This window comes from Afipia sp. OHSU_II-C1 (genome assembly GCF_000497575.1).
In the GTDB taxonomy this organism is placed as follows: domain Bacteria; phylum Pseudomonadota; class Alphaproteobacteria; order Rhizobiales; family Xanthobacteraceae; genus Afipia.
The window spans coordinates 148634-162900 of record NZ_APJI01000023.1 but is presented as its reverse complement, the minus strand read 5'-3'; the positions used below and the strand labels follow the sequence as shown (position 1 = coordinate 162900).

Here is a 14267-nt window from a genome sequence, read left to right as displayed (position 1 = left end):
TTTCATTTGTTATCGACGAGGCCGATCAGGCGTAATCGCTGTCGCCGTCATCGAAATCATCGTAATCCTCGTCGTCATCCTGATCTTGATCCTGGTCCTGATCGGCATCGGCCTGCGCCTGGTCGTAAGAGTTCTGGCGCTGGCTGTCGTTGCCGCTCTTGCCAACGTCGTTGAGGCCGGCATCGCGCGCGAGGCTGCCCGAGGACTGATCGTTGCTCCATGGCATCTTGCTGCCGCCGGAGTCAGCGCTGCTGCCGAAGCTCTGCTGGCTGCCGCCGCCCATCATGCCGCGAATGCTGTTCATCAGCATCGATCCGCCGATCACGCCGGCCGCGGTCGCCGCCGCCGTTCCGAGAAACGAGCCACCGCCACCGCCGAACATCCCGCCACCGGGATTGCCGGCCCTTGGATCATTCATCCGCGGATCGTTCATGCGGGGGTCGCCGCCCATGCGAGCGTCGGCCTGATTGAGCGCCTGACCGCTGTTCCAGACCGGACCGCGCTGCGTGCCATCACCGGGACGAACGCTCGGTACGGAACCGCGTCCCTGGCCCGGGCCGAGAATCGCATCGCGCATCGAATCGAGAAATCCGCCGGAGGGCTGCGGTTGCTGCGCGCCGCCTTCGAGTTCCTGAATGCGGGCGTCGGCGCGTTTGAGTGCTTCGTCCTGCACCAGCACGGTTTGCACGAGGGCGTAGACGGCGTTCGGCGCACGGCGCAAACCCTGCATGATTGCGGCCTCCGCGTCCGGCTCGCGCGGTGAATTCTCGACCTTGGCGAGACGGTCGAACAGATCGTCAACCAGTTGGCGTTCCTGCGGTGTCATGATTCCCTCCTCAAGCATCCGGCATCCGAATGCGCGCAAAGATGTAACGCTGCATTGTGTCGGGGTAAGTCCCAGCGTGAATTAAATTTAGGAAAGTTGGCGCTTGCGGTGCGACAAAAAGCGCCTTCTCACCTCTCCCCGTTCTTACGGGGAGAGGTCGGATCGTGAAACGATCCGGGTGAGGGGCGTTTGAATTTCGAGGAATCTAGGTGGCCCCTCACCCCAACCCTCTCCCCGCGAGCGGGGAGAGGGAGCGCATCATGTATGGTCGAGCGTCACGTTGCTTGCTGCCAGCAGCCGGGGAAAGTCATCGCTGCTCAGAAACGCGAATTCGCGTTCGCGCTGATGCGTGACGTCATCGAGGCTGACAAGCGTTTCGTCGACGAAGCCAGGATGGCACATCACCAGGCCGCGGTCGGGGAGGCCGTCGAGAAAGCCTTGCATGGCGTCGGCGAATTCGCGGCCACGGACCATGTCATACGCGCCGGCAAATCCCGGATTGAATGCGATGTCCGCGTGCGCGCATTTTTTGCGAAACGTTTCGCTGAGCACATCGAGCAGCAGGGCTTTCGGACTGTCGAGTCGCTGCGCCAGCGGCAGGCTACGGCCGCACTGGCGAACCCACGCTTCCGGTGCGGCGTCTTTCACCGCGCCAAGAAACGCGTCGCGGATTTGCGGAAACAGTTGCACGTGCTGGTGGCCGTCAACGTAGTCGGGCACACGGCCGAACATCTCCCTGAACGCTGTGATCTGCGCCAGCAGTTCGGCCTGAACGATTTCAGCATCGAGCCGCCGCAGCAGGCTCGCACGGAGCAGCCTGCCGAGCGGCAGAAACTGCCCGCCGTCGAGGGGCTTGAAGTGCATGGTCAGCGGATGAAACGGCGCGGTCAGCGTCGCGTGCAATCCGACCGCACAATCCGGATTGGCGGCGACGGCCTGGGTCAATGCCTCGATCTCGGTGCGATCCACGGCGGGGGCGGGCACCATGACGGACGTGGCGTTGATCCTTTTCTGGACGATCAGATCGCGGATCGCGCGATTGACGCCGGGGCTCATGCCGTAGTCGTCGGCGCACAACCAGATGTGACGTGGCGGCGAACTCACGCTCATTCAGCCGCGGTCTGCGGCGTCTTGTCAGCGGCAGCAGAGGTGTCGGCGCTCTTCACGCTATGCTCCGCGACGAAGTAGATCGGCCGTGCCTTGATCTCGGACAGGATCTTGCCGATGTACTCGCCGACCACACCGATCATGATGAGCTGCACGCCGCCGATGGTCATCAGGCCGACCACCAGCGAGGGATAGCCGGGGACCGACTTGCCGTCGACGATGGTCTCCCACAGGATCGACAGGCCGAACAGGAACGCCACGAACGCAAGCAGCAGCCCGAGCAGGCTCGCCACGCGCAGCGGTGCCACCGAGAACGATGTCAGTCCCTCGATGGACAGACCGAGCAGACGGCCCGGACTGAAGGTGGTGACGCCATGCGCACGCGCATCCGGCTCATAGTCGACGCGAATCTGCTTGAAGCCGATCCAGGTCGCGAGACCCTTGAAGAAGCGGTTGCGCTCGGGAAGCTGGCGCAGCGCAGCCGCCGCGCGCGGCGACAGCAGACGGAAGTCGCCGGCGTCCTCGGGGATTTTCTGCCGCGAGCCCCAGTTGATCAGCGTATAGAAGGTGCGCACGCCCATGCGCCGCAGGACCGATTCATTGTCGCGGTGCGCCTTCGCCGTGTAGACCACGTCATAGCCGTCATCGATCCAGTGGCTGACGAGCCGCTCCACCAGTTCCGGCGCATGCTGGCCGTCGCCGTCCATGAACAGCACGGCGCCGCGGCGGGCGTGGTCGAGCCCGGCCATCAGCGCGGCTTCCTTGCCGAAATTGCGCGACAGCGACACCACCTGCACGTCGAGATCAGTCGGCGGCAGGCCGCGGGCGATGCTCAGCGTTGCGTCGCTGGAGCCGTCGTCGACATAGACGACTTCGCAGGCGATGCCGTACTTCTGCCTGAGCTTCCCGGCGAGGGCGCAGAGACGTTCGTGCAGCCGCGCCAGGCCCGCCGCCTCGTTGTAAGCCGGCACGACGATCGAAAGGCCTTGCGCAGCCGGGGTGCGGCTGCTGCCTGACAGGTTCGAGACATCGGCACTCGGCGTCATCGGTCGGTTTCCTGAAACATCCTTGGATGCAAGATGTCATCCGGCATCACGCGTCCTCAAGCATCATATGGTAGTTGCCGGATGCTGTCGCCACGGTGCGTCAGCAGCGTGCGCTGCCGCAAATCGCCAAACCTTATTGCCCCAGGAATGTCTGGAGTTTGGCGAAAAGCGGATTGTCGCGGTCGTACACATATTCCAGCGACGCGATCGACACCGTTTCGGCGCCGTGGTCGCGCAGGAAGCTGCTGAGCGCGTAAAGCTGCGCCGGCGGGCAGTGCAGCGTCACCATGCCTGACGAGGTCGGCCCGCCGAACGGCGACACCACGCCGAACCGGTTGTGGGCTTCGGCCAGCAAGGCGTCGTTGCACGCCGCGAAGCGGGTGCGGACTTCCTTGTACTTGCGGGCGCGTGCGCTGGCCGCGATGTGATCGAGGATGACCCGCGCGGTTTCGCGTGCGCTGTCCGACCAGTCGGCGTCGCGCGAGGCCACGAGATTGGCGTGACTGCGCAGCATCACGCCGTCGTCGAGCACCTTCAGTCCGTTGGCGGCAAGGGTCGCCCCGGTGGTGGTGATGTCGACGATCAGTTCAGCCGTTCCCGCTGCGGGCGCGCCTTCCGTGGCCCCGGCACTCTCCACAATGCGGTAATCGACCACGCCCTGGCTCGCGAAGAAATTGCGGGTCAGATTGATGTATTTGGTCGCCACCCGCATGCGGTGGTTGTGCTGGGCACGGAACGAGGTGGCGACATCGTCGAGGTCCGCCATGGTGCGGACATCGATCCATGCCTGCGGCACCGCCACCACGACATTGGCGCTGCCGAAGCCGAGGCTTTCGATCAGCATGACGCGTTTGTCGGCGTCGTGGATATTCTCGCGGATCAGATCTTCGCCGGTGATGCCGAGGTGCACTGCGCCACGCGCCAGTTGCGCGGCGATCTCGCTGGCCGACAGATAGGCGATCTCGACGTTGTCGAGGCAGGGCATGGTGCCGCGATACTCGCGCGCGCCGCGAGGCTTGGCGAGGGTGAGATTGGCCTGCGCGAAGAAGGCCTCGGCGTTTTCCTGCAATCGTCCCTTGGACGGAACGGCGACGACGAACGGCGTGCTCATGATGCGCTCCCCTGCGAAAGCGCTTCGATCCAGATTGAAAAGCCCACGGCTGGAATGGGCTCGCGCGCGCCGAGCCGTGTCAGCAGCCCGTCGTAACGTCCACCGCCGACCAGCGGCTCTGCCCCGTTGCCCCTGGCATGCAGTTCGAACTCGAATCCGGTGTAATAATCCAGGCCGCGGCCGAAGGCCGTGGAGAAGCGGATCGCCTTTGTGTCAATGCCGCGCGTGGCCATGAATCCGGTCCGGCTCTCGAACTGGTCGATGGCGGCGCCCAGATCGAGTTTCGCGTCCGCCGCGAGCGCGCGCAGTTGCGCTGCCGCGTCATCAGGTTCGCCGGCGATGCCGAGGAAACGTTCGATCAGTCGCAGCGCGTCGCGCGGCAACGCGCCGCCCTTCAGTGTCGATTGTTCGAGAAAACGGTCGGCGATTTCCGACACCGTGCGGCCGCCGACATTGCTGGTGCCGGCGATCGACATCAGATCGGTGACCAGCGCCAGCGCCGCCTTGCGGTCGGAGCCTGCGAGCGCTGCGAGCACGCCTTCATATTCATTACGGGTCTTGCCGGTCTCCAGCGTCAGGCGCTGCAGATCCTGCGCGAGCGAAATCTTGCGGTTGAAATCCTTGATCAGCCGCCGCTTCCACACCGGATAAAGATCGAGCGCATCGATCAGCGCGGCGAACAGGGCGACGTCGCCGGTGCGGATATCCACGCCGGTCACACCGAAAGCCGCGGCGGCTTCAATCCCGAGACTGAGCATCTCCGCGTCGGCGGCTGCACGGTCCTGACGGCCGAAGGATTCCACGCCTGCCTGGTTGAATTCGCTGGCTGAGCCACCGCGATAACGGAACACCGGGCCGAGGTAATAAAATCCGGCGGGTGCGCCGGCGCGCGATGAGGCGAGATAGTCCCGTGCCACCGGAATGGTGAGGTCTGGCCGCAGGCACAGTTCCTCGCCGCTGGCGTCGGTGGTCAGATAGAGGCTCTTGCGGATGTCTTCGCCGGACAGATCAAGAAATGGTTCCGCCGGCTGCAGGATCAGCGGACGCGCATGGGTGTAGCCAGCCCGCGCAAAAGTCTGCAGCAAGGCCTCCGCCTGTGCGGCGGACCCGGTCGCGGTTGCGGCACTGGTCTGGCTCATTCTTCGGTATCCAACGAGATGTAAAAGGCTTGAATCGGCAGTCCCTTAACACGGGAATACCCGGGTTTCGACGACGATCCGGAAAAGGGCTTAATGAGAGGTCTTCCGGAATGCAACCTCAGCGTGCATCGGGCTTGCCCCAATCGCCGAGGGCCGTCTGTACCACGGCCAGCGCCGCGACCGCAGCGGTATCGGCACGCAGGATTCGCGGACCAAGGGCGAGCCGCACCACGTGCGGCTGCTTCAGCAACAGGGCGCGCTCCTCCTCGGCAAATCCGCCCTCGGGGCCGATCAGCACGTCCGTGCCCTTTGAGCGGTCGGCGCCGGCGAACGCAGCCATGGGATCGGCGATCGGGGCGTCTTCATCGCAGAACACCATAAGGCGCTGATCGTCGCGGGTGCCAAGCCAGCGCTCGAGCGGTTCGGGATCGTGCACCTCGGCGAGGCTGAGAATGCCGCATTGTTCCGCGGCCTCGATGACATTGGCGCGCATCCGCTCGACATTGACGCGGCTGGCCTGCGTAAAGCGGGTGGTCACCGGCCGCAGCGCCGAAACCCCCATTTCAATGGCTTTCTGCACCATGTAGTCGAGCCGCGCATGCTTCAGCGGTGCGAACACGTAATGCAGATCGGGCAGGCCGTCCTGTGGCCGGGTCTGCCCGGCGATCTCCGCGCGATCCGGCCGCTTGCGGCCGGCGAGGGTGGCCTGCCATTCGCCGTCGCGGCCATTGAATACCAGCACGGTGTCGCCTGCGGCGAGCCTCAGCACATTGCCGAGATAATTGGTCTGGTCCCGGTCGAGCGCGATGCCGGTACCGGCCGCAAGCGGTGCATCGACAAAAAGCCGCGGGCTGCGAAAATCGAGTTTGGGCATCACGCCAATCCATTCATTTTTCAGACTTCTAGCCGAATGATTCAGGATTGGCAGCCGTTTGCATGACGAGCTGCCGCGCTGCTGCCAGATTCAGCGGGTTGTTAAGGGGCGGCGAGAATCGTAAAAGTCGCTTCAGGACGCCGGAACCCGCCGGAGGAGAATCCGTGACCGCCTACCGTTCTATCGCATTGCTGGCTGCCGCCACCTTCGTCCTGCAGGCTGCGGATGTCCGCGCGCAGGGCGCATTTCCGGCACCGCTGCCGGGACAGTCGGCACCGGCTCCCGCGAACAACGCGTCGCCGTTTCCTCCCGTCAACAGTGCTCCCGCCGCATCGCCCTTTCCGCCCGTGAACGGCGCCACCGCTGCGCCGGCAAGACCGCAGCCGTCGCCGAGCGCCTTCACCTCAGGCGCTCCGCCCGTTGGTGGCGGAGGTTTCGGCGCACCGCCCCAGGCCGGCCCACCGCCGGGTGCGGAGGAATGTCAGAACGGCTTCCTGCCACTGCGTGCGGATGCCGAAGCCAAGGCCAAGCTCATTGCGGCTGCCGGCAAGCGCAAGGCGCCGCCGCAGGAGGCCTGCAAGCTGATCGGCAACTTCGCGCAGGCTGAAACGAAGATGATCAAGTTCGTGGAAACCCATGCGCAGAAGTGCGGCATACCGCCCGAGGTTGCCGCGCAGATGAAGAAGGGCCACGCCAATACCTCCCAGCTGCAACAGCGGGTGTGCGCGGCTGCGACGCAGCAGCAGGCCGGACCGGCAGGTCCAAGCCTGAGCGAGGCGCTCGGCTCCGCAACGCTGCCCGAGGCCAAGCCTTTGAAGCGCGGTGGCAGCACCTTCGATACGCTGAACGGCAACGTGCTGACCCGCTAACTCGCTCGCACTGAAGAGGGTTGCGATGAGCAACGCCGCAGCCCCCGTCGCCGACTCCACCGCCAACTGGGTCGATACCCATGCGCCGCTCTGGATGCGGCCCTATCTGCGATTGTCACGCTTCGACCGTCCGATAGGCTGGTGGCTGTTGTTGATGCCATGCTGGTGGTCGGCGGCTTTGGCCGCGGGGATCGCGCATGACGTGCGCGGACTGCCGCTGGTTATCGTGCTTTTCTTCATCGGCGCGGTGGTCATGCGCGGCGCGGGATGCACCTGGAATGACATCACGGACCGGAAGCTCGACGCACAGGTCGAGCGCACCCGGTCGCGGCCGATTCCGGCCGGACAGGTGACGGTCCGGCAGGCCGCAGCCTTTCTCGTGCTGCAGGCGCTGATCGGGCTTGCGGTGCTTTTGCAGTTCAACGGCTTTGCGATCCTCACCGGCATCGGCTCGCTGGTGGTGGTTGCGATCTATCCCTTCATGAAGCGGGTCACCTACTGGCCGCAGGTGTTTCTGGGTCTCGCGTTCTCGTGGGGCGCGCTGATGGGGTTCGCAGTCATTCTGGCGCGGATCGATGCCACGGCGCTGTTCCTCTACGCAGGCTCGATCGCATGGGTGATCGCCTACGACACGATCTACGCGCATCAGGACACCGAGGACGATGTGCTGATCGGCATCAAGTCAACGGCGCTGCTGTTCGGGGAACGGACGCAGCTGGCGCTGACGATTTTCTACGGCATTGCTGTCGTGCTGATCGGCGTCGCGCTGTGGCGCGGCGGCTCGCAATGGCTTGCCTGGATTGGTCTTGCGGCATTCGCGGCACATCTGGTCTGGCAGGTACGGACGATCCGTATCGATGATTCAGCCCTGTGCCTGCGGCTGTTCAAGTCGAACCGCAACGCCGGATTGCTGCTGTTCGCCGGATTGCTCGCCGACGCGGTGCTGCGCAGTTTCTAGATTTTAATTGCGCGCGATGATCTCGCGTTCGCCGCGATGAATGGATCGTTCCATGGCAGGACGGCCAGCCTTGCGGCGCACGAGAAATTTCGGACGGCGATCCTTGATGATGTTGCGGCGGCGGCGGCGCGGCGAAGGCTCGCGGGTGTCTCCCGTTTCGTCCTCGATTTGCGGCAGGGCAAACAGATCGCCCCACATCTGCCAGGCCATATCCAGATGAAGATCGTCCGCAGTGACCAGCAGCGGAACCGACAATGACGGATCGCTGTGAACCAGAACGAGCGCGCGTCCGTCGTTGGTTTCGCGGCAGGCAATGCCGAGAAATTCACTGACGCGGACATTGATCGCCATGCGGATGCCGCCGACGGCACGGCGCACGGTAACGCGTTCGCGGTTGATTTCGATATGCCTGACGCCGCCATCGGCGCGGCCATCGCGCGCCTCAAAGCTGACCGGCAAGGAATGGGGGTCGAGCTGCAACATGCAGCTCGACCCGACGGGTTGCACCCCGCCGACTCCGAATTGACGCCTCACGGCTTTTATCTCCCACGCCGGAATTATGTTCCCGGTCGATGGGAGGAGCATGCCAGAGCCGCGTCCGAATCCGCTTAAGAAGGCTGGTTAATCGTCTCTCACTGTGTTTGCTTCAGTTCTCATGATTGACGAGAGGTTGGCGCGGATGATTGACGAGACCTTGCCGGGGCACTCGAAATATCTGCTCCGCAGACCTCGAAAATGCTTGAAGTCCGCGTAAAACAGGCACATCTCATGTTACGTTGCATTCGTATCCAAGCCTCGGGAAATTGTTTGTGAACTCTTCACCAAACGCTTCATTGTCGCCTTCGCCGAAATCAACGACATCCGGATTGCTCGATCAGACCGCGTTGAGCGATCTGGCGCAGCGGCTTGTGGAAGCAGCGAAGCGCGCGGGCGCGGACTCCGCGGACGCCATCGCGGTGCGCGGCGTGTCGCAGAGCATCGAGGTTCGCGACGGCAAGGTCGAGGAATCGGAGCGATCCGAAGGCGACGATGTCGGACTGCGTGTGTTCGTCGGAAAACGGCAGGCAGTGGTTTCAACGAGCGACATCGGTGGCGATGTTGCAAGGCTTGCCGAGCGTGCGGTCGCGATGGCGAAGGTCGCGCCCGACGATGAATATGTTGGGCTCGCCGATCCCTCGCTGCTGGCAAGACAGTTTCCCGATCTCGATCTGCTCGATCCGCAGGTGCCCTCCGCCAGTGAACTGGAACGGCGCGCGCTGAAAGCGGAAGCCGCGGCCCTTGGGGTCAAGGGTGTATCGAAGTCCGGCGGGGCGTCCGCATCCGCAGGTATCGGCGGCATGGTGCTCGTGACCTCGACCGGCTTTCACGGATCGTATCTGCGCTCGAGCCACAATATCTCGGCGGTGGCGATTGCGGGTGAAGGCACCGGCATGGAACGCGACTACGATTTCACCTCAGCGATTTACGGTTCCGATCTCGAATCTCCGGAAGGCGTCGGGCAAAGCGCGGGCGAGCGCACCGTGGCGCGGCTCAATCCGCGCAAGGTTGCAACCTGCAAGGCGCCGGTGGTGTTCGATCCGCGCGTATCGAACTCGCTGGTCGGCCATCTGGTCGGCGCGGTGAACGGCACGTCGATTGCCCGCAAGACCAGTTTCCTGAAGGACCGGCTCGGTCAGCAATTGTTCGACAAGGGCGTTCGCATCATCGACGATCCGCTGCGCGTGCGCGGGATGCGATCGCAGGCGTTCGATTCCGATGGCGTTGCAACCAGGAAGCAGGCGATCATCGATGATGGCGTGTTGACGACCTGGCTGCTGGATTCCGCGACTGCGCGCGAACTGGGCCTTGCCACCACGGGACACGCCCATCGCGGCGTTTCGTCGTCACCGTCGCCCGGACCCTACAATCTCCATCTCGAGGCCGGATCGCTGTCGCCGGCCGAACTGATGGCCGACATCAAGGAAGGCTTCTATGTTACCGACCTGATCGGGTCGGGCGTCAATGGCGTGACCGGCGACTACAGCCGGGGGGCTGCGGGATTCTGGATCGAGAACGGGCAACTGACCTATGCGGTCAGCGAGGTGACCATCGCGGGTCACCTGCTCGAGATTTTCAAATCGATGGTTCCCGCGAACGACCTCACGTTCAAGTACGGCGTCAACGCACCGACCGTGCGCGTCGGGGAGCTGACGATTGCCGGTCGCTGATTCCGACATGATCAGCGATGCCGCCCTGACGCGTGACGCTGCACTGCTTGAGGGCGTGGTGCGCGAAGCCGGCGCGCTGGCGCTCAACCTGTTTCGCACCGAATTGAAAACCTGGATCAAGGGGAAGTCGTCGCCGGTGTCCGAGGCCGACATCGCCGTCAACGATCTCATCGAGACGCGGTTGCGTTCCGCGACACCGGATTACGGATGGCTCTCGGAGGAAAGCGCCGACGATCCGTCGCGGCTCGGCAAATCGCTGACATGGATTGTCGATCCGATCGATGGCACCCGCGCCTATCTGGCACGGCAGGATGACTGGTCGGTCTCTATCGCGTTGGTTGCGGACGGCTTGCCGCTCCTCGGCGCGGTGTTTGCGCCTGCAAGTGACGAGTTCTTTTTCGCAACGCACGGGCGGGGCGCGCAACTGAATGGAGCACGGATCGGAGCGGCGCCCGGCGTCGGGATCGATTTTCCGAAGATTGCAGGGCCCAAACCGCTGGTTGAACGTCTTGGCGGGATGCGCGACGGCGACACGCTCCACCCGAGAATCGGATCTCTCGCCTTGCGGCTGGTGCGGGTCGCGGATGGGCGGCTTGATGCCGCATTTGCGGCCGGGCACAGCCGCGATTGGGACCTTGCCGCCGCCGATTTAATCGTGCACGAAGCGGGCGGGGAAATGACCTCACTGGCCGGAGAACGACTGGTCTATAATCAGACCGACGTTCGTCACGGGTTGCTGGTGGCGGCGGGGCATGCGCGGCACGCGCATATTGTCAAACATTTTCGGGAAAATCCGATTCCGTGGTGATTGCGAGCACGTTTTTTGCTTGAATTCGTGAGCCGGTCACTGGTTTTTGGGAAAAACACTCATGTCGGAAACTGTGCAACCGCAGTTGCTTCACCTCGTCATCGGCGGCGAACTTCTCGACCTCGATCACGTGACTTTCAAGGATCTCGACAAGGTCGAGGTCGTCGGTCTGTTCCCCAACTACGCCACGGCCTATTCGGCATGGAAGAGCAAGGCCCAGCAGACCGTCGATAACGCCCACATGCGTTATTTCATCGTCCATCTCCACCGGCTGCTCGATCCCGGTCAAGATTCAAAGTCCGCCCGTTGAAACGATTCCTTCGAAATCTCGGCCGCTCGAGCTGGGTGCAGCGTGCTGCGGGTGTGACTGCGGCCGAGTTTTTGCGTTTTGTGTGGTGGACCAATCGGTTCACTCTCGATCCTCCGAATGTCTACAAGCACATCGAGCCGGACATGCCGGTCATCATCGCGTTCTGGCACGGCCAGCACTTCATGATGCCGTTTCTGAAACTCAAGCAGTACTCCGCCAGGGTTCTGATCTCGCGTCATCGCGACGGCGAAATCAATGCGATCGCTGCGGAGCGCCTCAACGTCGGGACCGTGCGCGGCTCCGGCGATCATGGAACGGAATTTCACCGCAAGGGCGGGGTCGGCGCGTTCAAAATGATGCTGCGGACGCTGGAAGAGAAGATCAATATGGCGCTGACTGCGGATGTGCCGAAGGTTGCGCGCAAGGCGGGCCTCGGCATCATCATGCTGGCGCGCGAGTCCGGACGGCCGATCCTGCCGGTGGCGATCGCCACCAGCCGGTTCAAGCGCCTCAATAACTGGGATCGCTCCGTCATTCATTTGCCATTCGGGCGCGGCGTCATTGCCGCGGGCGAGATCATCTGGGTGCCGCCCGACGCGGATACCGAGACGATGCAGGCACTGCGATTGCAGCTCGAAGAGCGGTTGAACGACGTCACCCGCCGGGCCTATGAACTGGTCGGACTGCGGGACGAGGGTCTTCATGCCTAGCGCGTTGCCTGCGACGCTTGCGGCGTATCGGCGGCTGTCGGCTCTTGCCGCGCCGCTCGCAGCGCCGCTGATCGCGCGCCGGCTGAAGCAGGGCAAGGAAGATCCCGAGCGGCTCGGCGAACGCCGCGGTGTTGCGAGCATCGAGCGCCCTTCCGGACCCCTGATCTGGATTCATGGCGCGAGTGTCGGCGAGGTGCTTGCGGCGGCGGGACTGATCGAGCGGCTGCGTGCGCTAAATGTCCGCATCCTGCTGACCTCGGGCACGGTCACGTCGGCGGCCATTGTGGCGCGGCGCTTTCCGCCCGACGTCATTCATCAGTATATCCCGTTCGATTCGCCGCGTTTCGTGTCGGCGTTTCTCGATCACTGGAAGCCGGGCCTCGCGCTGTTCATCGAGTCCGACATCTGGCCCAACTTGATCCTGTCGAGCGCCGAGCGGCGCATCCCGATGGTCATCATCAATGGCCGCATGTCGCCGCGCTCGTTTCCGCGCTGGCAGAAACTGCGCGGCACGATCTCCACGCTGCTGGAGTGTTTCGATCTCTGCCTCGCGCAATCCGATCGCGACGGCGAGCGCTTTGCGGCGCTGGGTTGTCCGAACGTTGTCACGTCCGGAAATCTGAAACTCGATGTCGAGGCTCCGCCGGCGGACGTGAGAAAGCTGGAACGCCTCAGGGAGGCCATGCAGCGCCGGCTGGTGTTCCTCGCAGCCTCCACCCATCCGGGCGAGGACGAAATCATTCTTGACGCCCATCGGCGTCTGGCGGCACGCATGCCGCAACTGTTGAGCGTGATCGTGCCGCGTCATCCCAACCGCGGCGCGGCCATTGCGCGCATGCTGACGGATGGTGGCATGCGGGTGGCCTTGCGCTCGCAGGACGAACTGCCGGGCCCCGAGACGGACATCTACGTCGCCGACACCATGGGTGAACTGGGATTGTTCTACCGTCTGGCGCCGGTGGTGTTCATGGGCGGTTCGCTGGTGGCGCACGGCGGGCAGAATCCGATCGAAGGCATCAAGCTGGGCGCGGCCATCCTGCACGGGCCGCACGTGTTCAATTTCGATGACATTTATGAAGCGCTGAATCAGGCCGGCGGCGCCATTCGTACCGAGACTGGCGAGGACTTTGTGAAGTCGCTCGGGCACTTGCTGGTGAACCCGATTGCCCGGCAGCGTTCCGTCGGTGCGGCGGAAGCCGTTGTCGGCCGGCTCGGCGGCGCATTGGACAAGACGCTTGCTGCGCTGGAGCCATATCTCCTGCAGTTGCGGCTGGAGGGAGGAAGCGCCGATGCGTGAGCCGGCCTTCTGGTATCGGCCGCCATCGTTGTTGTCGCGACTGCTTGCGCCGTTCGGCGCGATTTACGGAGCGATCACCGCGCGGCGGATGTCGCGCGCCGGAGCGTCTGCAGGAATTCCGGTTCTTTGCGTCGGCAACTATCATCTCGGCGGCGCGGGGAAGACGCCGACCACGCTGGCCCTCGTGAAACTGCTCCGCGAATTTGGCGAGCAGCCATTCGTGGTCAGCCGTGGTTACGGCGGAACGCAGCAGGGGCCTCTGCGCGTCGATCCGGCGTCGCATTCCGCCGCCGATGTTGGCGATGAGCCGCTGATGCTGGCGTCAAGCTTGCCCGTCATCGTCTCGCGCGACCGTGTGGCCGGCGCAGCGCTGGCGAGTGCATCGGGTGCGAGTGTCGTCCTGCTGGATGACGGTTTCCAGAATCCGGCGCTGGCCAAGGATGGGTCGCTGATCGTGATCGATGCTGCGCGCGGCATCGGCAACGGCGGTGTGTTCCCGGCTGGACCGCTGCGGGCGCCGCTTGAACCGCAGTTCGCGCGCACCGATGCGCTGATCGTGATCGGTGAAGGCGATGCGGCCGATCAAATCGCAGCAGTGCTGGCGAAGCGCGGTGCGCCCGTCCTGCGCGCCCGGCTCGTTCCGGATCAGGCTTCAGTCGGCAGGCTGCGCGGCCAGCGCGTGCTGGCGTTTGCAGGGATCGGCGATCCGGCGCGGTTCTTTGCGACGCTGCGTGCCAGCGGCGTGGACGTGATCGAGCAAAGGGCCTTCGCCGATCACCATCCATTCACGCCGGACGAGATCGGGCGGCTGGTGTCGGACGCCACAGCAAAAACACTTAAGCTGGTGACCACCGAAAAGGATATGGCGCGCATCCGCAGCGATGCCCGTCTCAAGGCTTATGCGGACCGCATCGCGACCCTCGCGGTCACGCTGGCGTTCGATGACGAAACGATGCTGCGGAATTTCGTAACGGCGCGGCTGGCAAAAGCGCGCGCGGGGTAACT

The 14267-nt window shown here is 63.9% G+C and carries 15 protein-coding genes; 8 read left to right on the top strand and 7 right to left on the bottom strand.

Going from position 1 to position 14267, the window contains the following annotated elements; genetic code table 11:
* Positions 1-25: 25 nt before the first annotated feature.
* The 6 genes from I554_RS0122820 to I554_RS0122795 form a co-directional block, all read right to left on the bottom strand.
* On the bottom strand, positions 26-826 hold the full coding sequence (locus I554_RS0122820) for a DUF2076 domain-containing protein (protein ID WP_024574224.1): 801 nt from the start codon (positions 824-826) through the stop codon (positions 26-28).
* 258 nt (positions 827-1084) lie between these two features.
* Complete coding sequence (locus tag I554_RS0122815) at positions 1085-1936, bottom strand: ChbG/HpnK family deacetylase (protein ID WP_024574225.1); 852 nt, start codon at positions 1934-1936, stop codon at positions 1085-1087.
* Positions 1933-2979, bottom strand: coding sequence for a glycosyltransferase family 2 protein (locus I554_RS0122810; protein ID WP_024574226.1), 1047 nt, complete (start codon positions 2977-2979; stop codon positions 1933-1935). Before I554_RS0122810 ends, I554_RS0122815 begins: the two co-directional genes overlap by 4 nt.
* A 133-nt stretch (positions 2980-3112) precedes the next feature.
* Positions 3113-4090 (bottom strand): ATP phosphoribosyltransferase, encoded by a 978-nt coding sequence (hisG, locus tag I554_RS0122805; protein WP_024574227.1) that lies wholly within the window; start codon positions 4088-4090, stop codon positions 3113-3115.
* Positions 4087-5229 carry an ATP phosphoribosyltransferase regulatory subunit gene (locus tag I554_RS0122800; RefSeq protein ID WP_024574228.1) on the bottom strand — a complete coding sequence of 381 codons (1143 nt, stop codon included), beginning with the start codon at positions 5227-5229 and terminating at the stop codon, positions 4087-4089. Before I554_RS0122800 ends, hisG begins: the two co-directional genes overlap by 4 nt.
* Positions 5230-5347: 118 nt before the next feature.
* Positions 5348-6103: a 16S rRNA (uracil(1498)-N(3))-methyltransferase gene (locus I554_RS0122795; RefSeq protein ID WP_024574229.1), complete on the bottom strand. Its 756-nt coding sequence runs from the start codon at positions 6101-6103 to the stop codon at positions 5348-5350.
* Positions 6104-6267: 164 nt separating this feature from the next.
* Between I554_RS0122795 and I554_RS0122790 the strand changes: the two genes are divergently transcribed.
* The gene (locus tag I554_RS0122790; RefSeq protein ID WP_024574230.1) at positions 6268-6972 is read left to right on the top strand and encodes a hypothetical protein; all 705 of its coding nucleotides are present in this window, start codon (positions 6268-6270) and stop codon (positions 6970-6972) included.
* A 25-nt stretch (positions 6973-6997) separates the two neighbouring features.
* Positions 6998-7930: a 4-hydroxybenzoate octaprenyltransferase gene (gene ubiA, locus I554_RS0122785; RefSeq protein WP_024574231.1), complete on the top strand. Its 933-nt coding sequence runs from the start codon at positions 6998-7000 to the stop codon at positions 7928-7930.
* A gap of 3 nt (positions 7931-7933) precedes the next feature.
* Here the strand turns inward: ubiA and I554_RS0122780 are convergent, their stop codons facing one another.
* Complete coding sequence (locus I554_RS0122780) at positions 7934-8464, bottom strand: DUF6101 family protein (protein ID WP_024574232.1); 531 nt, start codon at positions 8462-8464, stop codon at positions 7934-7936.
* Positions 8465-8739: 275 nt separating this feature from the next.
* Between I554_RS0122780 and I554_RS0122775 the strand changes: the two genes are divergently transcribed.
* The 6 genes from I554_RS0122775 to lpxK all read left to right on the top strand — a co-directional run bounded on the left by I554_RS0122775 (position 8740) and on the right by lpxK (position 14265).
* The gene (locus I554_RS0122775; protein ID WP_024574233.1) at positions 8740-10137 is read left to right on the top strand and encodes a TldD/PmbA family protein; all 1398 of its coding nucleotides are present in this window, start codon (positions 8740-8742) and stop codon (positions 10135-10137) included.
* On the top strand, positions 10124-10945 hold the full coding sequence (locus I554_RS0122770) for a 3'(2'),5'-bisphosphate nucleotidase CysQ (RefSeq protein WP_024574234.1): 822 nt from the start codon (positions 10124-10126) through the stop codon (positions 10943-10945). The genes I554_RS0122775 and I554_RS0122770 overlap by 14 nt, the downstream gene beginning before the upstream one ends.
* A 61-nt stretch (positions 10946-11006) precedes the next feature.
* A complete protein-coding gene (locus I554_RS0122765; protein WP_024574235.1) occupies positions 11007-11255 on the top strand; it encodes a DUF4170 domain-containing protein in 249 nt (82 codons plus the stop codon).
* A complete protein-coding gene (locus I554_RS0122760; protein ID WP_024574236.1) occupies positions 11252-11965 on the top strand; it encodes a lysophospholipid acyltransferase family protein in 714 nt (237 codons plus the stop codon). Before I554_RS0122765 ends, I554_RS0122760 begins: the two co-directional genes overlap by 4 nt.
* Complete coding sequence (locus tag I554_RS0122755) at positions 11958-13262, top strand: 3-deoxy-D-manno-octulosonic acid transferase (RefSeq protein ID WP_024574237.1); 1305 nt, start codon at positions 11958-11960, stop codon at positions 13260-13262. Before I554_RS0122760 ends, I554_RS0122755 begins: the two co-directional genes overlap by 8 nt.
* On the top strand, positions 13255-14265 hold the full coding sequence (gene lpxK, locus I554_RS0122750; RefSeq protein ID WP_024574238.1) for a tetraacyldisaccharide 4'-kinase: 1011 nt from the start codon (positions 13255-13257) through the stop codon (positions 14263-14265). The genes I554_RS0122755 and lpxK overlap by 8 nt, the downstream gene beginning before the upstream one ends.
* Positions 14266-14267 lie beyond the last annotated feature (2 nt).